The 26,106-nt window shown below is 60.6% G+C and carries 24 protein-coding genes; 15 read left to right on the plus strand and 9 right to left on the minus strand.

Features of this window, described 5'->3' with window-relative positions; genetic code table 11:
- The first annotated feature begins 20 nt into the window (after positions 1-20).
- From VY732_RS10545 to VY732_RS10560, 4 genes are all read left to right on the plus strand, one after another.
- Positions 21-1,247, plus strand: a complete 1,227-nt coding sequence (locus tag VY732_RS10545; RefSeq protein WP_331695346.1) for an RtcB family protein — start codon at positions 21-23, stop codon at positions 1,245-1,247.
- 15 nt (positions 1,248-1,262) lie between these two features.
- Positions 1,263-2,051: a nucleotidyltransferase domain-containing protein gene (locus VY732_RS10550; RefSeq protein WP_331695347.1), complete on the plus strand. Its 789-nt coding sequence runs from the start codon at positions 1,263-1,265 to the stop codon at positions 2,049-2,051.
- Between the two features lie 8 nt (positions 2,052-2,059).
- The gene (rtcA, locus tag VY732_RS10555; RefSeq protein WP_331695348.1) at positions 2,060-3,085 is read left to right on the plus strand and encodes an RNA 3'-terminal phosphate cyclase; all 1,026 of its coding nucleotides are present in this window, start codon (positions 2,060-2,062) and stop codon (positions 3,083-3,085) included.
- Positions 3,086-3,236: 151 nt separating this feature from the next.
- Positions 3,237-3,566, plus strand: coding sequence for a hypothetical protein (locus VY732_RS10560; RefSeq protein ID WP_331695349.1), 330 nt, complete (start codon positions 3,237-3,239; stop codon positions 3,564-3,566).
- A 51-nt stretch (positions 3,567-3,617) separates the two neighbouring features.
- On the opposite strand, the gene VY732_RS10565 is transcribed toward VY732_RS10560, so the two are convergent.
- Both VY732_RS10565 and VY732_RS10570 read right to left on the minus strand, forming a co-directional pair.
- Positions 3,618-4,037 carry a VOC family protein gene (locus VY732_RS10565; protein WP_331695350.1) on the minus strand — a complete coding sequence of 140 codons (420 nt, stop codon included), beginning with the start codon at positions 4,035-4,037 and terminating at the stop codon, positions 3,618-3,620.
- 159 nt (positions 4,038-4,196) lie between these two features.
- The gene (locus VY732_RS10570) at positions 4,197-4,889 is read right to left on the minus strand and encodes a hypothetical protein (protein WP_139353588.1); all 693 of its coding nucleotides are present in this window, start codon (positions 4,887-4,889) and stop codon (positions 4,197-4,199) included.
- Between the two features lie 19 nt (positions 4,890-4,908).
- On the opposite strand from VY732_RS10570, the gene VY732_RS10575 reads away from it, so the two are divergent.
- A complete protein-coding gene (locus VY732_RS10575) occupies positions 4,909-6,720 on the plus strand; it encodes an ABC transporter ATP-binding protein (protein ID WP_331695351.1) in 1,812 nt (603 codons plus the stop codon).
- Here VY732_RS10575 and VY732_RS10580 read toward each other — a convergent pair.
- From VY732_RS10580 to VY732_RS10590, 3 genes are all read right to left on the minus strand, one after another.
- Entirely contained in the window at positions 6,717-7,661 is a 945-nt protein-coding gene (locus tag VY732_RS10580) for an alpha/beta hydrolase (RefSeq protein ID WP_077572049.1), read from the minus strand. The two genes, VY732_RS10575 and VY732_RS10580, sit on opposite strands and share 4 nt — an antisense overlap.
- A 112-nt stretch (positions 7,662-7,773) precedes the next feature.
- Positions 7,774-8,772 carry an NAD(P)H-quinone oxidoreductase gene (locus VY732_RS10585; RefSeq protein WP_331695352.1) on the minus strand — a complete coding sequence of 333 codons (999 nt, stop codon included), beginning with the start codon at positions 8,770-8,772 and terminating at the stop codon, positions 7,774-7,776.
- A 60-nt stretch (positions 8,773-8,832) separates the two neighbouring features.
- Entirely contained in the window at positions 8,833-10,032 is a 1,200-nt protein-coding gene (locus VY732_RS10590) for a YbfB/YjiJ family MFS transporter (protein ID WP_331695353.1), read from the minus strand.
- 111 nt (positions 10,033-10,143) lie between these two features.
- Here VY732_RS10590 and VY732_RS10595 point away from each other — a divergent pair, with 111 nt between their 5' ends.
- Both VY732_RS10595 and VY732_RS10600 read left to right on the plus strand, forming a co-directional pair.
- Positions 10,144-11,019, plus strand: a complete 876-nt coding sequence (locus VY732_RS10595; RefSeq protein ID WP_123595900.1) for a LysR family transcriptional regulator — start codon at positions 10,144-10,146, stop codon at positions 11,017-11,019.
- Positions 11,020-11,199: 180 nt separating this feature from the next.
- Positions 11,200-11,685 (plus strand): hypothetical protein, encoded by a 486-nt coding sequence (locus tag VY732_RS10600; protein WP_331695354.1) that lies wholly within the window; start codon positions 11,200-11,202, stop codon positions 11,683-11,685.
- Positions 11,686-11,733: 48 nt separating this feature from the next.
- Here VY732_RS10600 and VY732_RS10605 read toward each other — a convergent pair whose 3' ends face one another.
- A complete protein-coding gene (locus tag VY732_RS10605) occupies positions 11,734-12,456 on the minus strand; it encodes a pirin family protein (protein WP_331695355.1) in 723 nt (240 codons plus the stop codon).
- Between the two features lie 215 nt (positions 12,457-12,671).
- Between VY732_RS10605 and VY732_RS10610 the strand changes: the two genes are divergently transcribed.
- Positions 12,672-13,622 carry a GlxA family transcriptional regulator gene (locus VY732_RS10610; protein WP_331695356.1) on the plus strand — a complete coding sequence of 317 codons (951 nt, stop codon included), beginning with the start codon at positions 12,672-12,674 and terminating at the stop codon, positions 13,620-13,622.
- A 90-nt stretch (positions 13,623-13,712) separates the two neighbouring features.
- A complete protein-coding gene (locus VY732_RS10615; RefSeq protein WP_331695357.1) occupies positions 13,713-15,170 on the plus strand; it encodes an ATP-binding protein in 1,458 nt (485 codons plus the stop codon).
- Here VY732_RS10615 and VY732_RS10620 read toward each other — a convergent pair.
- Entirely contained in the window at positions 15,147-18,035 is a 2,889-nt protein-coding gene (locus VY732_RS10620; RefSeq protein ID WP_331695358.1) for an ATP-binding protein, read from the minus strand. The two genes, VY732_RS10615 and VY732_RS10620, sit on opposite strands and share 24 nt — an antisense overlap.
- Positions 18,036-18,160: 125 nt before the next feature.
- Positions 18,161-18,592: a helix-turn-helix domain-containing protein gene (locus VY732_RS10625; RefSeq protein ID WP_116031109.1), complete on the minus strand. Its 432-nt coding sequence runs from the start codon at positions 18,590-18,592 to the stop codon at positions 18,161-18,163.
- A gap of 211 nt (positions 18,593-18,803) precedes the next feature.
- Here VY732_RS10625 and VY732_RS10630 point away from each other — a divergent pair, with 211 nt between their 5' ends.
- The 6 genes from VY732_RS10630 to ycaC all read left to right on the plus strand — a co-directional run bounded on the left by VY732_RS10630 (position 18,804) and on the right by ycaC (position 24,427).
- A complete protein-coding gene (locus VY732_RS10630; protein ID WP_331695359.1) occupies positions 18,804-19,727 on the plus strand; it encodes a LysR family transcriptional regulator in 924 nt (307 codons plus the stop codon).
- Positions 19,728-20,241: 514 nt separating this feature from the next.
- Entirely contained in the window at positions 20,242-20,601 is a 360-nt protein-coding gene (locus VY732_RS10635; RefSeq protein WP_331695360.1) for a DUF6124 family protein, read from the plus strand.
- 214 nt (positions 20,602-20,815) lie between these two features.
- Positions 20,816-21,232, plus strand: coding sequence for a DoxX family protein (locus tag VY732_RS10640; RefSeq protein WP_331695361.1), 417 nt, complete (start codon positions 20,816-20,818; stop codon positions 21,230-21,232).
- A complete protein-coding gene (locus tag VY732_RS10645) occupies positions 21,225-21,851 on the plus strand; it encodes an antibiotic biosynthesis monooxygenase (RefSeq protein WP_331695362.1) in 627 nt (208 codons plus the stop codon). The genes VY732_RS10640 and VY732_RS10645 overlap by 8 nt, the downstream gene beginning before the upstream one ends.
- A gap of 43 nt (positions 21,852-21,894) precedes the next feature.
- A complete protein-coding gene (locus VY732_RS10650) occupies positions 21,895-23,733 on the plus strand; it encodes an amidohydrolase (RefSeq protein ID WP_331695363.1) in 1,839 nt (612 codons plus the stop codon).
- A gap of 70 nt (positions 23,734-23,803) precedes the next feature.
- The gene (gene ycaC / locus VY732_RS10655; protein ID WP_007913541.1) at positions 23,804-24,427 is read left to right on the plus strand and encodes an isochorismate family cysteine hydrolase YcaC; all 624 of its coding nucleotides are present in this window, start codon (positions 23,804-23,806) and stop codon (positions 24,425-24,427) included.
- A 208-nt stretch (positions 24,428-24,635) separates the two neighbouring features.
- Here ycaC and VY732_RS10660 read toward each other — a convergent pair whose 3' ends face one another.
- Positions 24,636-26,063, minus strand: a complete 1,428-nt coding sequence (locus VY732_RS10660; protein ID WP_331695364.1) for a mechanosensitive ion channel family protein — start codon at positions 26,061-26,063, stop codon at positions 24,636-24,638.
- Positions 26,064-26,106 lie beyond the last annotated feature (43 nt).

Below are 26,106 nucleotides of genomic sequence, written 5' to 3' on the forward strand. Positions count from 1 at the left end.
AATGAATAAAGAATGAAGACATGAAAGAACACACCTACCAACTGCTCGAAGTCGCCAACGGCAAACCGATCAAACTCTGGACCGAAGGCGTCCCGGTGGAAAACGAAGCTCGCGAGCAGTTGATGAACACCGCGAAAATGCCGTTCATCTTCAAACATCTGGCGGTCATGCCGGACGTGCACCTGGGGAAGGGCTCGACCATCGGCAGCGTGATCCCGACCGTCGGCGCGATCATTCCGGCAGCGGTCGGCGTCGACATCGGCTGCGGCATGATCGCCGCGCGTACTTCGCTGACCGCCGCTGATTTGCCGGACAACCTGCACGGTCTGCGCAGCGCCATCGAGCAAGCGGTGCCACATGGCCGCAGTTCAAACCGTTCGCGACGCGACAAGGGCGCCTGGGATGAAATCCCGCAGCAAGCCGATCAGGCCTGGGCGGGGCTGCAGCCTCGGTTCAAATTGATTACCGACAAGTACCCGAAACTGGCCAACACCAACAACCGTGGGCACCTCGGTACGCTCGGCAGCGGCAACCACTTCATCGAAGTGTGCCTCGACGAAGCCAATCGGGTCTGGTTCATGTTGCACAGTGGTTCGCGCGGCGTTGGCAACGCCATCGGCAACCTGTTCATCCAGATGGCTCAGGCGGATATGCGTCAGCACATCGCCAACCTGCCGGATCGTGGCCTGGCCTATTTCGAAGAGGGCAGCCAGCACTTTGATGATTATGTGGAAGCGGTGGGTTGGGCGCAGGACTTCGCCAGGCAAAACCGTGAGCTGATGATGCGCGCAGTGATTCAGGCGACACGGCAGATTATTCGCAAGCCGTTTGAAGTGGCGCTGGAAGCGGTCAACTGCCACCACAACTACGTGCAGAAAGAGCGGCATTTTGGTGAAGAAGTGCTGGTTACCCGCAAAGGCGCGGTGTCGGCGAAGAAGGGCGAGTTGGGGATTATTCCGGGCTCGATGGGCGCCAAGAGTTTCATCGTTCGCGGTCTGGGCAACGAAGAGTCGTTCAGCTCCTGCAGCCACGGCGCCGGTCGCACCATGAGCCGCACCAAGGCCAAGAACACCTTCACCGTCGAAGATCAGATTCGCGCCACTGCCCATGTGGAGTGCCGCAAGGACGAAGCGGTGATCGACGAAATTCCGATGGCCTACAAGGACATCGACAAAGTCATGCACGCCCAGCGTGAGCTGGTGGAAGTGCTGCACACCTTGCGTCAGGTGGTGTGCGTCAAAGGATAAAAGGGAAAGCAAGTCATGGAACTGCAAGAGCGTCATCCGCTGTGCGCCACGATGCGTGCGCGGGTACTGGCAGAGCTGACGCGGATAGAGCGCGAGCGCAATGTCACGGTGTTATACGCCTGTGAGTCAGGCAGCCGGGCCTGGGGTTTTGCCTCGACCGATAGCGACTACGATGTGCGGTTTGTCTACGTGGAGAAGCCAGATTGGTTCGTCCAGGTCGATGCGCCGCGTGATGTGATCGAACGTCCGCTGGACGATGAGCTCGACGTCAGTGGCTGGGAACTGCGCAAGACCCTCGGGTTGTTGCGCAAATCCAATCCGACCTTGCTTGAGTGGCTCGACTCGCCGCTGGTTTATCGCAGTGAAACCGCTCAGGTGGCACAGTTGCGCGAGCTCGCCGAAGCGTTCTACAGCCCGCCAGCGGCGCGTAATCACTATCTGTCGATGGCGAAGAAGAACTTTCGCGGTTACCTGCAAGGTGAAACCGTACGGTTCAAGAAGTACTTCTACGTGCTGCGGCCGCTGCTGGCGGTGCGCTGGATCGACCAGGGGCGAGGGCGGCCACCGATGACGTTCGCCGACCTGCTGACCACCGTCGACGACCGCGCGCTGCTCGCGGAAGTCGACGAATTGCTGGCCCTCAAACGCAATGCCGACGAGAGCGCCTACGGGCCGCGTCGTCCGGCGTTGCACGGGTTCATCGCCGCCGAGCTTGAGCGCGAAGTGCCCACATTACTCAGAACTCAGGAAGACTCGCGACGCCTGGATCGGTACCTCAGGGATACCGTCGGGCGGTACGCGTAAGGAATGCAATGAAACAGGAAGTGATAGAACTGGACGGTGCCATCGGCGGCGGCCAGGTGTTGCGCAGTGCCTTGAGCCTGTCGATGCTGACAGGCCGGGCGTTTCGCATTAAACAGATCCGCGCCAAACGCAGCCGTCCGGGACTGCTGAGGCAACATTTGACGGCCGTCATGGCGGCGGCCGAGGTCTGTGGCGCGACGGTTTCCGGTGCGCACTTGGGCTCGCAAGCGTTGAGCTTTGAACCCGGCGCGATTCGCTCCGGCGATTACCAGTTCGCCATCGGCACGGCCGGCAGTTGCACGCTGGTGTTGCAGACCTTGTTGCCGGCACTGTTGCGGGCTCCGCAGGCGAGCCGGGTGCGCATCTCGGGTGGCACGCATAACCCGCTGGCGCCGCCGACCGATTTCCTCACGCGCAGTTGGCTGCCGCTGCTGCGGCGTATGGGCGCCAACGTCGAGCTGGATTTGTTGCGACATGGATTTGTCCCGGCAGGCGGTGGCGAGATTGAAGTGAACGTGCAGCCGTCGAACCTGACGCGGTTGGACCTGTGTGAACGCGGCGAGGCAGTTTCGCAACAGGCATCGGCGCTGACCGCCGGGCTGGCACCGACGGTGGCCGAACGTGAGTTGAACCAGGTGGCCAAGCGTTTGAGTCTGCCGCCTGCGGCGCTGCAACATGTCACGCTCGATCCGGCGCGGGGGCCGGGCAATGTGTTGCTGTTGGAATACGCATTCGAGCACGTCACCGAGGTGTTCAGCGCGTTTGGCCAAGTGTCGCTACGGGCTGAAAAGGTCGCCGACACTGCGATCAATCAGGCTGCCGACTGGTTGCGCAGTGGTGCTGCGGTGGCCGAGCACCTTGCCGATCAGTTGCTGCTGCCAATGGCGCTGGCCGGTGGCGGCTCCTTTACTACGCCGCGCATGACCGAGCATCTGCACAGCAATATCGCAGTAATAGAGTTGTTTTTGCCGGTTCGCATTGATTATCGGGAGGAGGGCGCGGATCGATTGCGCGTTGAGGTCAGCTCCAACTGATCGTCAGGCCAGGGGCGGTGGGATTTCATCAGGAAATCCCACCGCCCTTTTTTACGTCCGTAAAAAACTCGCGAAAGGCGGCAAATTGCTGGCCCCCGGACATTCGCTTCCCCGGCAAAATCGCCTTTTTTCAAAAGGTTAGGTTGGCTCTATGCGGACGATTGTCATCACCCTTGCAACGCTTTCCCTGGCTGTTTTCGCGGTGGGGGTGCAGGCGAAAGAACTGAGCAAAAGCCATCGCTTTGCCTGCACCTGGGGCTCGGACATTGCTGCCGGTGCCCAGCAATCGAAGTTGTCGGGCGTCTCGCTGTACGGCGCACGCAAACAATTGCAGGTGCGCCGCTTCCAGCAACCGTGGATGCGCATGACCGCGATGGGGATTACCGAGCAAACCTACAACAGCACGTCGAAGCTCAAGCCGGCGGCGGTCAAACAGACGTATTACGAACAATGCGTACGCCACGAACTAGCCCAGCGATAACGCAGAAAGCCCAATCTTTTCAGGTTGGGCTTTTTCATGCCTGAGGAAATGTCAGGGTTGCTTTTCGCTCTCGCAATTGACCATCCACGATACGCCAAAACGATCCACCAGCATGCCGAAGCGCACCGCCCAGAAGGTCGCTTCCAGCGGCATATCGATGCGCCCGTCCTTGGCCAGAGCGTTAAACACCTGCTCAGCTTCAGCAATGCTGTCGACATTCAGCGAAATCGAGCAGCCGCTCATGCCCTGAGTCGGGCGGTCGGGTGTGGTGTCCGAGGCCATGATCATCTGATCACCCACTTTCAGGCAGGTATGGATGATCAGAGAGTGATGCTCTTTGGGCACATGCTCGGCGGCGGGTGTCTCGCCGAACGTCATCATCGCCTCAAGCTTTCCTTGCAAGGCTTGCTCGTAAAAGGTGAACGCCTCACGGCAGTCACCGTTGAAGATCAGGTATGGGTTGATTCTCATGTCTCTGCTCCCGGCAGTCTGGTGCGGAGCGTGGCGGGGGGGCGCCGGGTTCCGCGTAGGGCGGTTAAAACATAGCAGAGCGTTGGACGCCGGAAAGGCCAGAGTCTTCCAGACGTTTTTCTTATGAGAAGTGCTGGGCTTAGCACTGCACTGAGCTGCCTAATCGACGATGACGCGATCGTTGCCCAGGCAAATTGACAATTGGTGGCCTTGTTTATCGAATGCGCAACTCGGCAGCGGCTTTTGCAGGGCGTTGTTTATCGGAAACCCGACAAACAACAGGGCGATCAGCAGTGCCACGACGAACTGGCCGATGAGGAGAGGGCGGGACGGTAGAGCGGTGGTCTTGAAGCGCGGGCGCAGGAACAGCCCCAAGGCCAAAAAGGCTGCACCGGTCAACATGGCTCGGCCGATTTCGTCTGGACTGACGCTATAGATCAACTGATCCGCATTGTCTGGATAGTTGAGGTAGCAAAAGGAGCCAATGCCCAAGGTAGAAACGCCTGCGCCGACGCAGGCAAAAATCGATCCCGGCGCGCGCAAGATCAAGGTCAACAACAACCCCGTCACGGCCATGAGCCAGCCACCGTTGAGCACTAGCCCGTTCATGCCGCCCATCAAGGTGCCGCCGATGTCGGTCGGTTTCAACAGCTTCCAGTCAGTGAAAACGATGTGCGCCAGCAGTGACAGCGCGGCAAGCCAGCAGATCAGGTAGTAAATCCATAGAGCTTTGGGGCGGGTTAACACACGCAGTCCTTTTCGTGGTGTCGGGGAGGGCGCCAGTATGCCGAGGAACCTTTGCGGTGTGAAATTCAGTGGTGGCGCTGGAGTACCATGAGCCACTGTCATCATCTGCAGAGCTTATTACCGCATGCCTGATCTATCGCGTATCACCTCCTTGTTCGATCAGGCGCAGCGAGCCTTGCGCTTGGTTTGGGGGACATCGCGTGGCTTGTTTCTCGGGCTGGTGCTGGCAACGCTGGTGGCCGGGTTGCTGCCGGCACTGGCGGCGTGGTTGGGGCAGCGGATTGTCGATGCCGTGGTGGCGGCGATGCAGTTGCACGCGCAACACGGCAGTGCGCCGCTGTGGCCAGTGTTGCGTTATGTGTTGCTGGAGGCGGGGGTGTTGGCAATGTTGTCCGGCACACAACGGGCACTCTCGGTGCAGCAGTCGTTGTTGCGGGTGCAACTGGGGCAGAAGGTCAATACGCTGATCCTGGAAAAAGCGCAGACCCTGTCACTGGTGCAGTTCGAGAACTCCGAGTTCTACGACAAACTGGTGCGTGTCCGTCGCGAGGCTTCGACCCGGCCACTGGCGCTGGTGATGAAGTCGCTGGGACTGATTCAGAACCTGATCATGCTGATCAGCTTTGGTGTGCTGCTGGTGCACTTCTCCCCTTGGGCGCTGGTGCTGCTGGTGGTCGGTGCGTTGCCGGTGTTCTTTGCCGAGGCGCATTTTTCCGGTGACGCCTTTCGACTGTTCACTCGCCGCGCGCCGGAGAGTCGGCAGCAGAGCTACATCGAAACCTTGCTGTCCCACGAAACCTATATCAAAGAGGTCAAGCTGTTCGGCTTTGCACCGCTGTTGCTACAACGCTACCGCGACACCTTCGCCAGGCTGTATGCCGAAGACCGCCGTTTGACGTTGCGGCGCGACGGCTGGGGTTTTGGCCTCGGTCTGCTCGGTACTGCTGCATTTTACGTGGCCTATGCCTGGGTGGTGATCGATGCCGTGCACGGCCAGATCAGCCTCGGCCAGATGACCATGTATCTGGTGCTGTTCAAGCAAGGCCAAAGCGCTGTCAGCAGCAGTCTGAGTGCGATCAGCGGCCTGTACGAAGACGGCCTCTACCTGACGAGTCTTTATGAATACCTGGCCGAACCGGTTCAGGTCGATACCGGCCACCTGACGGTCGGTGCCTGCCCGGGCGATGGTTTGCGTTTCGAAAACGTCGGTTTCCGTTACCCCGGTGCCAGTCGGCCGGCCTTGGAAAACATTGACCTGCAACTGGTGCCAGGCAAGAGCATGGCGTTGGTCGGCGAGAACGGTTCGGGCAAGACCACGCTGATCAAGTTACTGACCCGGCTCTATCGTCCTGATCAAGGGCGCATCCTGCTCGACGGCAGCGATTTGCAGGATTGGCAGGAAACCGCGCTACGTCGACGTATAGGCGTGATTTTTCAGGACTACATCCGCTACCAGTTCAGCGTCGGAGAAAACATTGGCGTCGGCGATACCTTGGCGTTCAACGACGCGCAACGCTGGAAAGAGGCGGCTGCCCAAGGGATGGCGGCACCCTTTATTGAAGGACTGGACAAGGGCTATGCCACGCAATTGGGACGCTGGTTTGCCGGTGGCCAGGAATTGTCTGGCGGGCAGTGGCAGAAGATTGCCTTGTCCCGCGCGTACATGCGCCGTGAGGCCGACATTCTGATCCTCGATGAACCGACTTCCGCCCTTGATCCGGCGGCCGAAGCGGCGGTGTTCGAGCATTTCAGCCAGCACAGCGAAGGGCGCATGACCTTGCTGATTTCCCATCGTTTTTCCAGCGTGCGCAATGCCGACCACATCATCGTGCTGCAACAAGGCCAAATCCTCGAGCAGGGCGGCCACGATCAACTGATCGCCGCTGACGGGCATTACGCGCAACTGTTCGATTTGCAGGCTCGCGGCTACCGTTAAGTGTCCCGTCCGTTGCGAACAGTCGTAGGTCCGGCCACTCGAGGGGCCGGTTTACTCTGCATCAGGCTGTCGAGCGCCTTGCGATAATTCTGCCCGCCGAGCGCCATGCTGTTGTTATGCGTCGCGCCCGGCACCAACAGCAGCCGCTTGGGTTGTTGCGCGGCGTTGAACAGTTGCTCGCTGAAACGCGGCGGAACGAAAGCGTCAGCCAGACCGTGCACCACCAGCAGCGGCATGTGAATGTCGGCAATCTTGTCGATCGAATCGAATTTCTGCGACAGCAGCCAACGCACCGGCAGTGAAGTGTTGGCGACTGACGCGGCGACATCCGCCAGCGTGGTGAAGGTGGACTCGATCACCAGGCCGCGCACTGGCAGCGCGGAATGATCGCGGGCGGCGGTCTGCCCGAGTTCCGCCGCCAGATCGATCGCCACGGCGCCGCCCAGGGAGTGCCCATAGATCAAGCGTTTGGTCGGATCCGGTTGCAGCAGTTTGAAGCGCTCCCACGCCACCCGCGCATCTTCGTAAACACTGCTTTCCGATGGCAGATCACCGTGACTCTTGCCGAAGCCGCGATAGTCGATGGCCAGCACCGAATAACCCGCCGCGCGCAATTGTTCGATGCGGAACAGTTGCCCGGTGAGGTTCCAGCGCACGCCATGCAGATAGAGAATGGCCGGCGCATTGGCCTTTTCCGCCGGCCACCACCAGGCATGAATGTTCTGCCCGGCCTTGAAACTCTTCGGTTGCAGGTCGAGTTCCTGCACGCTACCGGGCAAGCCGTGATACCAGCCGGCCGTGCCCGGTTCGATGCGAAACAGCAGTTTGCGTTCGGTGTGTTCAAGCACGGCACAACTGGTCGGCACGCCGATAATCAGCGCGGCCATGCAGGCGAACGCCAAACGGCGGCGGCGCAGACGCGTCATGAAGGACAGGAACATTAAACGTTTCACCCGAGCGCAGACAAAGAAGGCTTTTTACCAGATGCCTCGGTCTGCGCGTGAGTTTTTCGACCACCGTCCCGATGCAACGATTACCAAATGCTGCAAAGACTCACACGACCTGCAGCACGATCTTGCCGATATGGTCCCCAGCCTCCATGTGCGCGTGAGCCTGAGCCGCATCCTTGAGCGAATAAACCTTGTCGATCATCGGTAGACAGCGCCCGGCAGACAGTGCCGGCCATACGTGCTCACGCAGTTGATCGGCAATCGCGGCTTTTTCGGCAGCGGTGCGGGCGCGCAGGAGAGATCCGGTGATGACCGCGCGTTTGGCCATCATTGCCAGCAGATCAAAATCGTTGGCCCGCGCGCCGCCGAGGAAACCGAGCATGACCAGACGGCCATCCATCGACAGAGCGCTGACGTTAGCGTTGAGGTATGAACCGCCCATGATGTCGAGGATCACATTGACGCCCTGGCCTGCGGTTTTATCGGCGATGACCTTTGCGAACTCTTCATCCCGATAGTTGATCGGCAGGCCGCCGAGCTTGCTGATCGCTGCGCATTTCTCTGCGCTGCCGGCGGTGGCGAACGCTTCTATACCGAACTCTCGGCACAGCATCAACGCGGTAGTGCCGATGCCGCTGGTGCCACCGTGAATCAGCGCGCGTTGACCACGGCTGGCGCCGCCGAGGCCGAACAGGTTGGCCCATACGGTAAAGAAGGTTTCCGGGATCGCGGCGGCGTGCACCCAGTCCAGGCCGTCGGGAATCGGCAGGGTCTGGCCGGCCGGGACGGCGCAGTATTCGGCATAACCGCCGCCATTGGTCAGCGCGCAGACTTTGTCGCCGACGGCGAACTGGCTGACACCCGCCCCGAGCGCCACGATTTCACCGGCGACCTCCAGCCCGGGGATCGGGTTCATGCCGGGTTTCATCGGGTATTTACCGGCACGCTGCAAGGCGTCCGGCCGGTTGATTCCGGCGGCGTGGACGCGGATCAGTACCTCGCCATCTGCGGCGACCGGCAGCGGCACGCGTCGCGGTTGTAAGACCTCGGGGCCGCCGGGCTCGGTAATTTCGATTCGGGTCATTTCATTGGGTAGGGACATATCGTTTCTCTTGGCTTGAGTTGTGTAAGTGGGAGCCTGCCGAGCAGGTAATGATTCCCTTCAATGTGCGCAGCAGCGCGGCTCAACCGGGGCGGGCAGCCATTTCATGGCTTGCTCCAGCAGCAACGCCACGACGATCGCGCCTGCGGCAATGATGAACAACAACGCGTGATGACCGCCGCTGGCATTGAACAGCGCCGAATAGGCAAACCCGGCCAGCGCCTGAAAGGTGGCAAACGACACCGTGGCACGGCTCCAGGCGATTTGCTGGCGATGATGCTCCGGCACCAGTTCATGCACCCGCGCCAGGGCCAGCGGCACAATGCCGGGCGGAAATGAACCGAGAATCACCGCCAGCAACGCCAATGCCAGAAACGAGTGGGAGATCGCCAGCAGTCCAAGGGCAATCGCCTGCACTACCAGCACCAGGCGAATGCCGGACCGCGCGCCAAGCTGATCGGCGAGAAAGCCATAACTCACCGGGCCGACAATCGCGCCCAGGCCATACATCACCCAGATCAGCGCGCCGATATGCGCCCCGGCGCCGAGTCCACGCGCCACGTAATCCACCAGAAACACCATGGCTGGCACCAGGCCTGCGGCCATAAAGGCGTATTGAGCGAACAGCAAGTACACACCGCGCGGTGTCGGTTCTGCGGACACCGTTTCCTGTGCAACGACCGGGTGCAGGAAATCAGATGGCCAGCCAAACCAGCTCAGCGCCGTCAGCAGCAGTGCCAAAGCCCCGAGGCCCAGCCACGTCGCCTGCAAACCCAGGCTCAACAGCGGCGGCACAAGCGTCCCGGAGCCGGCAATGCCGAGACCGATGCCGAGGAAGATCGCGCCACTGGCCAGCCCTTTACGCGCCGCCGGAACATGCGGCAGTACTGTCGCGGCGACCAGCACCATGATCGCGCCACCGGCAATCCCGGACAGCAGCCGCCAGCCGAAGAACCAGCTCACCGACAACGGAAACGCGCAGGCAAAAAATGCGGCGGTGACGATCAGCATCATCAGCCGCAAGGCATTTTTATTGCCGAGCTGACGCGCTGCCGGCCGGCCCAGCAGGGCGCCGATCAGATAACCCACCAGATTGGCCGCGCCGAGGTAGACCACATCATTGGCGCTGAACCACTGCGCTTCAATCAGCGCAGGAATCAACGGCGTGTAAGCGAAACGCGCCAGACCGATGCTGACCAGGCTGGCGCACAGGCCAGCAAAGATCGGCAACCAGATACCGGTGGAGGTTGAAGTGCGCATGATAGCGATCTCGCGGAAGGTTTATGGCGTTCAGCATATCGGCTATCGTTGCTGCGTTAATGCAGCGATTAAGCGGCACGCTGATGCGTATTTGCATCATACGGGGGCAGCATGAATTGGGATGACGCACGGGTATTTCTCGCCGTTTGCCGCGAGTCGACACTGCGGGGTGCAGCGAGGGTTTTGGCGGTGGATCAGGCAACCGTCGGGCGGCGCATCACGGCACTGGAAAAGTCCCTGAGCGCGACGTTGTTCCTGCGTACCTCTGATGGGTACGCTTTGACCGCCGTCGGCGAAGCAGCGCTTAAAAGTGTGGAGAAAATGGAGCATTCGGCTCTTGAACTGGAGCGGAAGATTCAGGGCCTGGACGATCGCCTGACCGGCACGGTGCGCGTCAGTACCACGGACTCGCTGGCCATCGATTTCCTGATTCCGGCGATCGCCCGTTTGCACGAGCAGCACCCGGACGTGCGGGTGCAACTGGATGCGTCCACGCAAATCCTCAGCCTGGCCAAGCGCGAGGCGGATATCGCCGTGCGCAACACCCGGCCGGACAATCCGGACCTGATCGCTCGGCGAATTGCCCGATGGCCGGTGGGGCTGTTTGCCTCCCAAGCCTATATAGACGCCAATGGCGTGCCGCAGCCGGACACGGCGTTCGAAGGGCATGACCTGGTTGTCTATCAACCGTATCTGCAAAGCAAAAAGGACCTGACGCTGGTGTCGGAGCCGTTGAGTCGCGGTCGGATCGTCGCCAGCCTCGGTTCCAGTTTGCTCGTCCGTCGTTCGATTGCAGCAGGGTTGGGTGTAGGAGAAATCCCGGTGTACATGGGCGAGCGCGATGGCTTGATCAGGCTCTGGTCGGAGCGCACTACGCCGCTCCCGTATGAGGTCTGGCTGGTAACCCATGCGGACCTGCGCCATACCGCGCGGGTGAGAGCGGTGATTGAGCAGATTGTCGACGTGTTCGCGTCGGAGAATGAGTAGGTAAAGGCTGTTTTGGCAGGGCTACAACCTCTGACGAAACGGCCTACACCAGAGGCAGAATCTGCCGGCTTGTCAGCATTCTGGATGCGGCCTATTGTTTTCGTCAGCTCGGTGAGGGACGTTGGACTCTCACCGATTTAATACCAGGGACGGTATCGGTAGACCCAGGAAGGTGTCGAATTGAAAACCACGGAATTCAGTCAAAATCCAGTCAGTGATCTGTCGAGTAAAAATCGGAATGCTAAAGCCATGAACGCTATAAGTCGTGAAGAGTTCAATGCCAGGATCGAAACCATCGAGACCAGGATGGACGCTCGGGTCGAGGGTGTGTCGGCGAGAATCGATGCTTACCTGTTGACTCAGGCTGAGCGAGACAAGGCTCAAATGGAGAGGGATAAACGATACGATTTGATGTGGGACGGCGTACAACAAATCGCCGAAGAGTCAAAAGAAGCCATCAAACATGCCTCGACAATAAAGGCGCATTACTGGGCGACGACAGCCGTCCATTTTCTCGGAATGATCACCGTCGTCGTGGGGGCGCACTTCGCCAATCAGGCAGCGGTGTTAACCACCTTGCAGACGACGCTCGCGGCGATCCAGGTAGGTAAAGATATAGGCGCACCAAGACCTGCTTCGCAACAAGCACCCGAATCAGCACAATAGAAAACGGCCTTCAAAGCAGGCCGTTTTTGTGGGCGTTGAAACGCAGCGTTATGGCATCTCTGGCAATTCCTGCGGCCGCAGGTCGAATACCAGCACTTCGGCATCGACACCGTTGCTCAAGGTCAGCAACTGTTCCTCGCGAACGCGCACGCCGTCACCTTCGCGCAATGCCTGGCCATTGAGTTCAACGCTGCCCCGTGCGACATGCACATAGGCATAGCGATTGGCCGCCAGTTCCAGTGTGGCGCTTTCCTTGCCGTCGAACAGCCCGGCGAAGACCCGTGCATCCTGACGCACCTTGAGCGAACCGTGCTTGCCGTCCGGCGAAATGATTAACTGCAGGCGACCGCGTTTTTTCTCGGCGCTGAAATGCTCCTGTTGATAGCGCGGTTTGGCACCGCTGACGTCCGGCACGATCCAGATCTGCAGGAAGTGCACCGGTTTGCTCGCCGAATGGTTGAACTCACTGTGCGCCACGCCGCTGCCGGCGCTCATCAATTGCACATCACCCGGGCGGATGACTGAACCGGTGCCCAGCGTGTCCTTGTGTTCCAGCGCACCTTCCAGCACGTAGGAAAAGATCTCCATGTCGCGATGCGGGTGCTGGCCGAAACCTTTACCGGCGGCAACGCGGTCATCGTTGATCACCAGCAGGTCGGAAAAACCCTGTTCGCGAGGGTCGCGATAGCTGGCAAAGGAAAAGGTGTGAAAGGACTTCAACCAGCCATGATTGGCGAGGCCACGATCGGAGGCTTTGCGAAGGGTCAGCATGATGAAATCTCCTTGCGGGACGTGAATTCGTCCGAGTGAGGAGAAGGTTACTGTTTACTGTTTGATGCAATAAGTAGATGAGAATTGAAAGACTGTCCCTTTCAGGTTGACAGTTTTGCGATAGCCGTCACACAAAACTTTTGCGCTCAAACGGCTACAGTTGGCCATAATGTCTGGCCTGTCTCATGTCTCCCTGATTTAAGTGATGTCTGCCCATGAAAACCGTGGCAATGGTGCTGTTCCCCGACTTTCTTCTGCTCGACATGGCCGGGCCATTGGAGGTTTTTTCGGTTGCCAATCGCTACCTGAAAGCCGAAGCGCATTATCAATTGGTCACGCTTGGCACCGAGCGTGGCCCACTTCGGGCATCCAACGGCGTGTTGGTGCATGCCGACGCGACCATCGATGACAACACCGAACATTATGATCTGCTGTTGGTGCCGGGCGGCCCGGGTGCCTACAACCAACAATTTCCGGCGCTGTTCGCCTGGCTCAAGGGCGCGGTCCAGCGCGTCGAGTATTACGGTTCGATCTGCACCGGCGCCTTCGTGCTCGGGCATGCCGGGTTGCTGGACGGTTACCGCGTAACCACCCACTGGAACTACACCGAACGCCTGATCAAGGGCTTTCCGAAAGCCCATGTCACCACCGATCAGATCTATGTCGAGGATCGCAATCTGATCACCTCGGGCGGTGTCACGGCCGGGATCGATATGGCGCTGGCCGTGATCGCTCGCGATCACGGCAAGAAACTCGCCCAGGATGTCGCCAAAGTCCTGCTGGTGGTGATGAAACGGCAGGGCGGGCAGGCCCAGTTCAGTCCGCTGATGGCCGCTGTGGCACCGCAGGAAACGCCGATCACCCGCGCGCAAAGCTACGTGCTGGAACATCTCGACGAAGCCTTTACGGTCGAGCGCATGGCCGCCATCGCCAACATGAGTGCGCGGCACTTTGCACGGGTGTTCGCCCGCGACATCAACATGACGCCGATGGAATTTCTGCAAAGTGCGCGCATCGACTGCGCGCGCAATCTGCTGGAAACCAGCGATCTGCCGCTGAAAACCGTGGCTTACAAAAGTGGTTTCGGCAGCGTGCGGCATATGCGTTCACTGTTTGCTGAAAAACTCGGTCTGACCCCCGTGCAGTACCGCGAACAGTTCAGCTAGAGCGCTTGTGTCCGTCTGGCGCACCCGTATGTCCGTGCTGCGCCCTGTGTAGCGGTTGTCGCGTCATCTGAGCCTGCCAAGATAGTTGGTATGGATAGCCTCATTGATTTGAACACGGCGTCGGTGCTGCGTTTCGGCCCTTACGCGTTCCACCTGCGGCAACGGCTGATACTCGATGGAGATCGGCCCTTGCGTATGGGCGGGCGCGCGCTGGACATTCTGCAAGTGCTGGTCGAGCGTGCCGGTCGAGTGGTCAGAAAGGAGCAATTGATCGCTCTGGTATGGCCAACGTCGGTGGTCGAGGAGATCAACTTGCGCGTGCACATCGCCGCACTCCGGCGCGCATTGGGTGATGGTGAAAACGGTCAGCGCTACATCGTCAACGTGCCGCAATGCGGCTACAGTTTTATCGCCCCGGTGCGCTGTGACAGTGTCGCGCAAGTGGTCTTCGAGGGCTTGCAGACACCCCAGCATAATTTGCCAGCTCGACTGACCTCGGTCACCGGTCGTGACTCGCTGGTTGGCGGGTTGGTGCGACAAATGCCGCTGTGCCGGCTGATGACCGTCACGGGGGCGGCCGGGGTGGGTAAATCCACTGTCGCGTTGCGGGTCGCGGAATTGCTGTTGCAGTACTACAGAGACGGCGTGTGGCAGATCGATCTGAGTTTGATCGACGACGACACACCGCTGCTCGATCATGTGCTGCGCACCCTCGAAAGCGACTTGCCCGGACTGTCGACCCGCCATGCGTTGCTGCTGCTGGATAACTGTGACCACCGCCGCGACGCTTGCAGAGCAGCGGTTGAAACGTTGCTCGAGGCCGCTCCCCGACTGTCGATACTCGCCACCAGCCGTGAGGCCTTGCAGGTCAGTCTGGAAACCCTTAAGTGCGTGCCACCGCTGACCCTGCCAAAACGCTCGGCAGGCGATTGCCTCACTGAAGCCATGGGCCATTCTGCGGTGCAGTTGTTTGTCAGCCGGGCTCGGGCGCGACAGCATGATTTCCGCTTGCGTGAGCAGGATGTCAAAGCCGTTCTGGAGATATGTCGGCAACTCGACGGCATACCGCTGGCGATCGAACTGGCGGCAGCGCAGATCGATGCGCTGGCGCTGGTCGGCTTACAGGCGCAAATGGCCAACGGCCTGCAAGTGCTCAGCCACGGCCGGCGCACCGCAGTGCCACGGCACCAATCCATGCAGGCGGCACTCGACTGGAGCTATCAGCGCTTGAGCGAGCAGGAACAACGCGTCCTGCAGCGTTTATCGGTGTTCAAACTGGCGTTTACGCTGGAGGCGGCGCTGGCGGTGATCAGTTGTCCGCAACTGGCTCCGCAGCGGCTTGCCGCGATCATCGAGGGCCTGGCGCAGAAGTCATTGTTGACGGTGGAACGCAGCGGCAGTGCAGGTCGATACCGGATGCTCAACACCACCCGCTGCTATGCCCGCGAGCAACTGGAGCGCAGCGGTGAAGGGATTGAGCTTGAACGCCGGCATATGCGTTACATCAACCGGACTCGCCAGGCTTCAGACGTGCACGTGCTCGCGTAGTTCGTCGATCAGCAAGCGCACCTTGCGCAAGTCCGGGGTCGCGTAGCCTTCGGTGAAGCGTTGATAGATCGGGCTGAGCAAATCCAGCGCCTCGCGATAGCGCGACTGGCGCTGCCAGAGTTGCGCCAGTGACGTGGCACTGCGCAGTTCCCAGGCAAGCGCGCCTTGGGTGCGGGCGATGGTCAGGGATTGTTGCAGGAGTGCTTCGGCTTCCTGAATGGCCCCTTCGCGAGCAGGCTCGCTCCCACAGGGATTTTGGGTGTGCTCAGACCCCATGTGGGAGCGAGCCTGCTCGCGAAGAGGCCCGCCCAGACAAACCATCTCTCCATTCAATAGCGTGTCCGCCCGAGCCCGCAGAATCTCCGCCGTGCTCCACCCCGCATCCCCACTCAACGCCCGCTCAACCAGCGTGTCATCCACAAAACGGCCATCCAGCGTGACCATGATTTCCCGAATCAGCCCGCTACTGTCCGTCGGCACCGGCGCCTTGGCTTGCGCGTCAATCACCTGCGCGTAGTGCCGCGCCCAGGTGTTGAACAGCAGCACCGAATGCTTCTGCGATTGCTCCAGCAACAGCTGCAACAGCGCCCGGGCGTTTTGTTGATCGCCGTTGTAATGGGCGATCAGGCAACTGGCCAGCGCCAGGGTGTAGCAAATCGAAGTGCCATGGTCGATCTGTACGGCGATGTCCAGCGCCTGCCGCGCCGTGCGCCACGCTTGCTCCGGCAGTCCCTGCATCCACAGCACACGCGCCAGCACCGTCAGTGACGCGACACTCTGGTCGTATTGCACGCCAAAACCGTGAGTGAAGCGGTTGACATGGCCGCTCTGCGCCATGCACTGAAGCACCTGCTCGGCATGAATGCGAGCCTGCAATTGGTCGCCGGCATAATGCAGGGCCAATACGCGCAAGCGGTGGGTACTCAGTGACAACAACGGGTCGCCGTGCAGACCGAGCCGGTCGAAGTGCTCGCTCTGTGCCAGCGCCATGCGGTAGTGGCCGCAGCTGAGATTGACCGCCATGTGCCCGGACACCGCGCGCAGTTGCCCGGCGACGTCATCGTTTTCGTGCGCCAACCGGCGGGCATCGGCGAACGCTTCGATGGTCTCTGCAGTACCGCCCCACGTGTGATAACAGGCACTGCCGAGGGCCAGTTTCAGCGCAACTTTCAGGCGTGGGCAAGGTTCACCGAGTTCATCAAGCAGGCTCAGCGCCCGGCGGACATAGCCGCCGTACTCCTTGAGCAGCGACAACTCTTGCCACAAGGGTGCCGACGCTGCCGTCAGGCGAATCCCCAAACCACCCGGGCCGACACCGTTCAGGCACCAGTCCAGTGCTGCTCGCAGATCTTCCAGCCCTCGTGCGTAACGCTCGATCCACAATAGCGTCGGCGTGTTTTCCCAATCGTTTTGCGCCTGCTGCATCAACGCGAGGCAACGTTCGGCATGGCGCTCACGGGTTTCCTCGCATTCAGCGGCGTGCTCGAGTTTTTCCAGGGCGTAGCGGCGGGTCGTGTCGAGCAGGCGATAGAACACCTCTTCGTCACCGACTTCGACGCTGAGCAGGGATTTGGCCACCAGTTGGGTGATCGATACAAACACCATGCTGGGGTCGATATGTTGGCCGACGATAACGGCCGCCGCGGACTCCAAGGTGAAACCCCCACGAAACACGCCCAAACGGCGCAGGCAGGTTTGCTCGCAACGGTCGAGCAGATTGAAACTCCAGTTCAGCGTGGCGCGCAGGGTGAGGTGGCGCTCAAGACTGTTTTGATTGCCCGCTGCCAACGGCGGCAAGCGACCCTGTAACTGGCTCAGCAGACCGTCCAGACCCAGTTCGGCGACCTGCGCTGCGGCCAGTTCCAGCGCCAGTGGAATACCGTCGAGTCGGTGGCAGATCTCGATCGCTTGCGGCAACTGCGCGTCGCTCAGTTCGAAGCTTTCCTGCGCGGCTGTGGCCCGTTCGATGAACAATTGCAGCGCCGAAAAATCCAGCGCTTGCTTACGGTTCAAGGTGGCCGTCATCGGTGGGTATTCGAGGGAATCCAGACGCTGCACAAATTCACCTTCCGCCCGCAGGCTCTCGCGGCTGGTGGCGAGAATATGCACCCTCGGTGCGCCGCGCAGAATGCTTTCGCTGAGTGCCGCGACGGCATCGATCAGGTGTTCGCAGTTATCGAGCAGCAACAGCATCTGCCGCTGTTGCAGGCCTTTGACCAGCGCTGTCTGCGGGTCGCCTTCGAGGAGCGCCAGATCAAGCAGGGCGGCCAGGTGTGAACAGATCAGCCGGGGATCGCTCAGCGGTGCCAGGTCCACCAGACGAATGCCATCGCGGTAATGCCCGATCAACTGCTCGGCCACACGCAAGGCTACCGTGGTCTTGCCGATCCCGCCGGGGCCGACCAGGGTGATGCAGCGTTGGCGCGGCAACTGCGTCATCAAGCTGTCGACCAGTGGCTGGCGGCCGATCATCCGCGTGCGCCGCAAGGGCAGGTTGTGCCGACCGCCAACATCGCCCACAGGACGCTCCTCCATGGATTCCAGCAACACTGGCGCGACAAAACTGTAGCCCCGTTGCGCCACGGTGATGATGTAACGCTGGCCGGCCTGACCGTCACCGAGGGCCTTGCGCAGGGCTGCCATGTGCACCCGCAGGTTGATGTCTTCGACCACGCTGTCCGGCCAGACCCCGGCCATCAATTGTTGCTTGCTCACCACTTCGCCGGCATGCGCCAGCAGAATCAGGAGGATGTCCATTGCCCGTCGGCCCAGACGTAACGGCTGCTCGCCTTCGAGCACGCGCCGTTGTCCCGGATGAATCCGATAGGGGCCAAAACCGAGGGCCTGATTCGGCGAAAGACTCAACAGCTCACTCCTGCGGTGCTGCGGCGGACAGAGCGGAGTAGTGCCGCGCGCATGCGCAGGCCTTCTAATCCGGGGTGTCCCGGCATAATCCTCAGGTTTGAGCGTCAGTGCAACGGTTGCCGGGTTCAAAACACGGCAGGTTGTAAACGAGGAGCTTTCGGTTCCCGCATGATCTGGCAGCGCCAGGCAAACGGATTGATGCCTTCGCTGCGGGTGAACATATGGCAGAAATGCGCCTGATCGCAGAACCCGCATTCCAGGCTGATTTGCGTCAGGCTCAGGTCGGTGTGCTGGATCAGCAGCTTGGCCCGTGCGATGCGCTGGGTGCGAATCCAGTCTTGCGGCGACAACCCGGTGCTGCATTTGAAGGCGCGGGAAAAATGGCTGCGTGACAGCGAACAGGCGCGGGCCAGTTCGGTGACCTCGAGGCTTTCGCCCAGACGTTCGAGGATCAGTTGTTTGACCTGTCGTTCGCGCTGCGGACTGAGCCCGCCGATCCCGGTCTTGCGTGGTGCGTTGGCAGGGGCGAGGGCGACGCTGTGCTGTGAGTGAGCCATGGCCAAAGTCCGTGTCGATGGGGAATGCACGGTCGGCGCATCCCCTCAGGTCAAAAAAACAACGCTGCGCAGAGGGTTTCATTGTTGGCCGAGGGCTGGAGGCTGACGAGTTAATCGTTGTTAATTTCGCTGCGAAACGGCGCTAACAGTCCCGTTGATCGCGTAAAGTGCGCAGCACTGGCGTCTGACTGGCTAAAAGGAATCTGTGCCCATGAACCGTAACGATCTGCGTCGCGTCGACATGAACCTGCTGGTGATTTTCGAAGCGCTGATGTTCGAAAAGAACCTGACCCGCGTCGCCGAAAAACTGTTCATGGGGCAACCGGCCGTCAGCGCGGCGTTGGGGCGTTTGCGCGATCTGTTCGACGATCCGTTACTGCTGCGCAACGGGCGTGGCATGGAGCCGACCGCGCGGGCGCTGGCGATTCTCAAGGAGCTGCAACCGGCGATGGACGTCATTTCTGGCGCGGTCAGCCGGGCCAAGGAGTTCGAACCGGCGAGCAGTTGCGATGTGTTTCGTATCGGCCTGTCAGACGACGCCGAATTCGGCCTGTTTCCGCCGTTGCTGCGTCAACTTCAGCAAGAGGCGCCGGGGATTGTCGTGGTCGTGCGCCGCGCCAACTACCTGCTGATGCCGGCGCTGCTTGCCTCTGGGGAAATCTCCGTCGGCGTCAGTTACACCACTGAGTTGCCGGCCAACGCCAAGCGCAAAAAACTACGCGACATTCCCTGCAAAGTCCTGCGCGGCGACGACCGTCCGGGGCCGCTGACCCTCGACGAATACTGCGAACGCCCGCACGCGATGGTGTCGTTCTCCGGCGACTTGAGCGGCAATATCGACATGGACCTGGCCAAGGTCGGCCGTTGCCGTCGCGTGGTGCTGGGCGTGCCACAGTTCAGCGGTTTGCGCGCCTTGCTCGCCGGCACCGAGATGATCGCCACTGTGCCGGATTACGCCGCGTGTGCGCTGGTTGAGGGCTGTGCCTTGCGCGCCGAAGATCCACCGTTCCCGATTGATGCGGCGCAATTGTCGATGGCGTGGAGCGGGGTGCATGACAACGATCCGGCGGAGAAATGGCTGCGCGCGCGGATCAGCCAGTTCATGGCGGCGCCGCTGGATATCCCGCCGATTTAAATCCCTGCGCAAATCTCACAAACACATCGATCCCCTGTAGGAGTGAGCCTGCTCGCGATAGCGGTTCGTCAGTCATAGATGATGGTGGCCGCTAAACCGCTATCGCGAGCAGGCTCACTCCTACATTGGTTTGGTGTGATGCTTGAGTTGTTGGTGGTTTAAACATCGCCGTTTAAGCAACACCCACAGACACTCTTTCAGGCTACGCAACCTTGCGCCTTTGCCTACAGCTACGCCAGAATCCGCCGGCTTGTGCGCTTGTGGTCGGGTCTCTATCGTTTGGTGGTCGCTGAAAACTCAGCGATCGGGTTTAGCGACTCGGACCAAAAAAAGTGCATCAGCGCTCCATGCTTTGTTGCAGGCTATCGTCTGCACTTCGCTATGGCGGCTGTATGCGGGAGACCTTCGGGTCTACCGGGTTGCCTTTTACCGGTTCGCTAACCTGCATACGGTCGCCACCCATCCTGTTTAGCGACAGGACGTGGTGATCCCGGCTCTAAAAAGGAGATTCACCATGTTCAAAGTCACGCCCAACCCGCCAGACATCGCCCCCACATCCCCCTACGAATCCATCGATTCCCGAAAACTCCACGAAGCCGCCGACCGCGCCCTCGACCATTACCTCCTTCCACCCGGCTCCACGCCACCCCCACGCAGAACCCGTGGCATGTACGCCGTAACCGCTGACACCAAAAACGAAGAACTGCTGACCGACGCCAGCGAAACACTCGCCTCGGCCAAGACCATCGCCCAGGACGTCGCCCATCTGTTGCCCGCGCCGCAGCGCCGGGCGTTGTTGGGGATTGCGCAGTTGATCATGCTCGGTGAGCTGGCAGTGAATCGGGTGCTGGATAACCTCGAGCCACCGGCCTAAGCGCACCCCCTGTGGGAGCGAGCCTGCTCGCGAAAGCGCTGTGTCATTCAAAGTATTTATCAACTGACCCGACGCCTTCGCGAGCAGGCTCGCTCCCACAGTGTTCTGCGGTGTTTCAAGAATCCTGGCACGCCGTGGAACTGAGCACACCCATCCAATTTCCTCCCACCCAATCCCGGCATGATTCACCCAATAATTATTCACGGGTGAGTCCATGCACGCTTCTCAACGGGATGAACAGGCACGCGACATCGGTTTGCTGTTCCTGCGGGTCAGCGGCGGGTTGTTTCTGCTATGGGTGCACGGCTTGCCCAAGCTGCTCGACTTCACCGCGCAACTGCAACTGATCGAAGACCCGTTTCACCTCGGTTCCCACCTCACCCTGATTCTGGCGATCTTCGCCGAAGTGCTCTGTCCGCTACTGATCATCGCCGGGTTACTGGCGCGATTGGCCTGCGTGCCTATTCTCTTTGTGCTGCTGGTGGCGCTGCTGGTCGTGCATCCGCAATGGAGTGTGGCCGAAGGGCAGTTCGGCTGGTTGCTGTTGATCCTGTTTACCACTGTGTTTATCGCCGGGCCGGGACGGCTGGTGATTCCTGTTCGTTTACCCGGAGTGCTGCGTTATGCCTGAAGTCCTCAATCCACAAGCACCGGGGGCCGACGAGACGGTCACGCTGATCATCAAGCACCGGGTCAAGGCCGGTTTCGAGTCGGCGTACGAGGCCTGGCTGCGCAATATCGTCCGCGTGGCGAGCCAGCGTGAGGGGCATTTGGGTGTGGACGTGGTGCGTGGCAAGCGCGGCCGTCTCGACTTCTACACCTGTGTGCTGCGTTTCAGCAGCACCGAAGCGATGCAGGGCTGGCTTGAATCACCGCAGCGCCGGGCGCTGGTCGAGGAAGCGGCGCCAATGCTGGCTGATGGCGATCAGACCGAAGTCGCGCCGATCAAGGAATTCTGGTTTACCCCACTGGCCGATGCCGCTTCGCCGCCGCCGCGCTGGAAGCAAGCCGTGGTCACGTTGCTGGTGATTCTGCCGCACACCTTGCTCGTGCCGTTGATCTGGGGACCGCTGCTGGCGTTGCATCCGCTGCTTTCCAACTACGTCGTCGCGACATTTTTGATCACTCTGACCATTGTCCTGTCGGTGGTCTACGTGGTGATGCCGCCGGTCACCCGTTTGTTTACGCCGTGGCTCGAAGCCAACCAGGCCCATGAACACCTCGATTACCAAGAGACCTCGCCACGCTGAGCGCGCGGGGTTCGCTCCTTTTTACTTTGCTTGAGGAACTGCGATGAGCGCCGATCTGATTCTGTTCAATGGCCAATTTCATACCGTCGACCGCACCAAACCGCTGGCCAGTGCCGTGGCCATCACCGACGGCCGCTTTGTCGTCGTCGGCAACGACAACCAGGCCATGGCCCTGCGCGGGCCGAACACGCGAGTGGTCGATATGCACGGCCGCTGTGTGATCCCCGGCCTCAACGACTCGCACTTGCACCTGATCCGTGGCGGTTTGAACTACAACCTCGAACTGCGCTGGGAAGGCGTGCCGTCGCTGGCCGATGCGTTGCGCATGCTCAAGGATCAGGCCGACCGTACGCCGACCCCGCAATGGGTGCGCGTGGTCGGTGGCTGGAACGAATTCCAGTTCGCCGAAAAACGCATGCCGACCCTCGAAGAGATCAACCAGGCCGCGCCGGACACCCCGGTGTTTATCCTGCACCTGTATGACCGCGCGCTGCTCAACCGCGCAGCGCTGCGTGTGGCCGGTTACACCCGCGACACGCCGAACCCGCCGGGTGGCGAGATCGTCCGCGACAGCAATGGCAACCCGACCGGCATGCTGGTCGCGCGACCGAACGCGATGATTCTCTACTCGACGCTGGCCAAGGGGCCGAAGCTGCCGCTGGAATATCAGGTCAACTCGACCCGCCAGTTCATGCGCGAACTCAATCGCCTCGGCCTGACCAGCGCGATCGATGCCGGCGGCGGTTTCCAGAACTACCCGGACGATTATCAAGTGATCGAGCAACTGGCCAAAGACGACCAGTTGACCGTGCGCATCGCCTACAACCTGTTCACCCAGAAGCCGAAAGAAGAGCTGAGCGATTTCCAGAACTGGACCGGCAGCGTCAAATTGCATCAGGGCGACGACTTCCTCCGTCACAACGGCGCCGGCGAAATGCTGGTGTTCTCGGCGGCGGACTTTGAAGACTTCCTCGAACCGCGCCCGGACCTGCCGCAAACCATGGAGGAAGAGCTGGAACCGGTGGTGCGCCACTTGGTTGAACAGCGCTGGCCGTTCCGTCTGCACGCGACTTACAACGAGTCGATCAGCCGCATGCTCGACGTGTTCGAGAAGGTCAACCGCGACATTCCGTTCAATGGCTTGCCGTGGTTCTTCGACCACGCCGAAACCATCACCCCGCAGAACATCGAGCGTGTGAAAGCACTGGGCGGCGGCATTGCGATTCAGGATCGCATGGCCTTTCAGGGCGAATACTTTGTCGACCGCTACGGCAAGCAAGCCGCCGAAGCGACGCCACCGATCAAGCGCATGCTCGCCGAAGGCGTACCGGTCGGCGCCGGCACCGATGCCACGCGCGTTTCCAGCTACAACCCGTGGACTTCGCTGTACTGGATGGTCAGCGGTCGCACCGTTGGTGGTCTGGCCCTATACGAAGAAGGTCTGCCGCGCACCACCGCGCTGGAACTGTTCACCCACGGCAGCGCCTGGTTCTCCTCGGAGCAGGGCAAGAAAGGTCAGATCAAGGTCGGGCAACTGGCGGATCTGGCGGCGCTGAGCGCGGACTTCTTCCATGTCGAGGAAGAAGCAATCAAGTGGATCGAATCGGTCATGACCGTGGTCGGCGGCAAGATTGTCTACGCGGCCGGCGACTTCGAAGACCTCGGCCCGCGCTCGATTCCAGTGCTGCCGGACTGGTCGCCGGTGGTCAAAGTCCCGGGCCACTGGCGGCCAAATTCGCCGTTGCAGGCGCAGGTTCACCAGTGCAGCGGCCCGTGCGCGGTGCACACCCACAGCCATGAAAAGGCGCGGATGTCGAATGCGCCGGTCAGCGACTTCGCCGGTTTCTGGGGCGCGTTCGGCTGTTCCTGCTTCGCTTTCTGATTTCCCCTGAAGCGCCGGCCATCCGGTCGGCGCTCAACGCTTCATCCATCCGTCCATCAGGAGTTTTCCCATGAGCGTTCCTTACACACGTCTGAACAAAGATGACGCGGTTGTACTGCTGGTCGATCACCAGACCGGTCTGATCTCGCTGGTCCAGGATTTCACTCCGAACGAATTCAAGAACAACGTGCTGGCGCTGGGCGACATCGCCAAGTTCTTCAAGCTGCCGACCATTCTGACCACCAGTTTCGATGCTGGTCCCAACGGCCCGATCGTGCCTGAATTGCGCGAGCAGTTTCCGGATGCACCGTTCATTCAGCGTCCAGGCCAGATCAATGCCTGGGACAACGAAGACTTCGTCAAAGCGATCAAGGCGACCGGGCGCAAGCAACTGATCATCGCCGGTGTGGTGACGGATGTTTGCGTGGCGTTCCCAACCTTGTCGGCGATTGCTGAAGGCTATGAAGTGTTTGTGGTGACCGACTCGTCCGGCACGTTCAATACCACCGTGCAACAAGCGGCGTGGGCGCGGATGTCGGCGGCGGGTGCCCACCTGCTGAACTGGTTCTCGGTGGCGTGCGAGCTGCAGGGTGATTGGCGTAACGACATGGAAGGTTTGGCGCATTTGCTGTCGGAGCGTCTGCCGAACTATCGCAATTTGATCAACAGCTATACCAAGTTCACTGCCAAGTAATTCGGTGTGAGTTTGAAAAGCCCCTCACCCTAGCCCTCTCCCAGAGGGAGAGGGGACTGACCGAGGGGCTCTTTCGGAATACACCGACCTGGGGAATCGAGTCGAACTCCGGACTTGAAGCACACGGAGATCGGCTCCCTTCCCCCTCGCCCCCTTGGGGGAGAGGGTTGGGGTGAGGGGGTAGGCTTTTGATCTTAAAATCCCCGCATCAGCGCTTCTGCAACCAACCGAGAAACCCACCTTTCCTCACCGCCACCGGTTTGCCCATCAACGCGAGGCGACTGTTCTGCTGACGCACCGCCTGCAATTTATTCAACGCCCGACCCACCTCCGTACGCTGCTCCATGCACTCGCGAGTGAGGTGCTTGTCGAGACGATAGATGATGCTCGACGTCAACGCCGTGAACGTCGCCTGCGACGGCGTATCGGCCAGAATGCTCTGTTCACCCATGACCTCACTCGGCCCCATGCGCCCGGCCTCGACCTTGCTGTCACCGTCAGGCACAGTCGCACTGACCACCCCGGTGGCAATCACAAACAGACTGTCCGGCACTTCATCCAGATCCAGCACCACTTGGCCTGCCGCGTACTGTTGCGCAACCATCGATTCGGCGAGGCGATCACGTTCTTCGCTGCTCAGCGAGCGGAAGATTTTCACTTCGTCGAGCAACGCGCGGGCACGGGTCGACGGCTCGATCACACCGTCCGGATGCCGCGAAATGCCTGCTGCTTCGAGATGCCGGTGGGCGAGGTCGAACAATTGATTGCGCACCTCGCTTTTCTTGCCGAGCTCGGCGATGAAGCCGCTGGCGACGTATTCCGACATGGTTTCACCGGCCTCTTTCAGCACGGCTTTCGGCGCTGGCGTCAGCAACAGAGCGCTGCTGCCCTGCAAGGTGCGATCAAGCGCATCGAGTACCCGGCGCGGGCGGATGTGATTCGGCACCTGAATGCTGATCGATACGCCATGCATGTTGTTCGGGCGGCTGAGGTTGACGATCTTCGCCTTGGCCGCCACCGAGTTCGGCACCACCGCCATGGTTCCGGCGCTGGTCAGCAGGTGCGTGGCGCGCCAGTCGATGTCGAAGACCTTGCCTTCGACGCCGTCGATCACCACGAAATCATCCACCTGATACGGCTTGGTGGTGTTGAGCACGATCCCGGAAAACACATCGGCCAAGGTGCTTTGCAGCGCCAGACCGACAACAATCGCCACCACGCCGGAGGTTGCCAGCAAACCTTTCACCGGCAGCTCCAGCACGTAACCGGCCGCGGCGACGGTGGCGACCAGGAAGACCAGAGCGCCGATCACGTCCTGCAGCAAACGACCGCTGTGGCCGATGCGACGCATCAGCGCCAGGCCGATGACTTCGGTCAGCACCCGCGCGGCGTACAGCCACCAGAGAATTCCCAGTGCCGTCGCACCCAATTGCGCCACGCGGTCATCAACAAACTGTGGTGCTTGCAGTGGGCTGACGCCGGCGTTGATCACCAGCGCCGTGAACGCCAGAAACAGCGCCAGCCGCACACCGACTCTCGGAGCGCGATGGGTGAAGGGCGAGAAGTGCCAGAGCACGGCGTCGAGCAGCAGCAGGGCGGCGCTCCAGGACAGCAGGTGGGTGTAGAAAAATGTCATGACCTTGGCTCCGCGGTGTCTGCAAGTGAAAAGATCGCAGCCT

The organism is Pseudomonas sp. ZY71 (assembly GCF_036542145.1).
Taxonomy (GTDB): Bacteria; Pseudomonadota; Gammaproteobacteria; order Pseudomonadales; family Pseudomonadaceae; genus Aquipseudomonas; species Aquipseudomonas koreensis_A.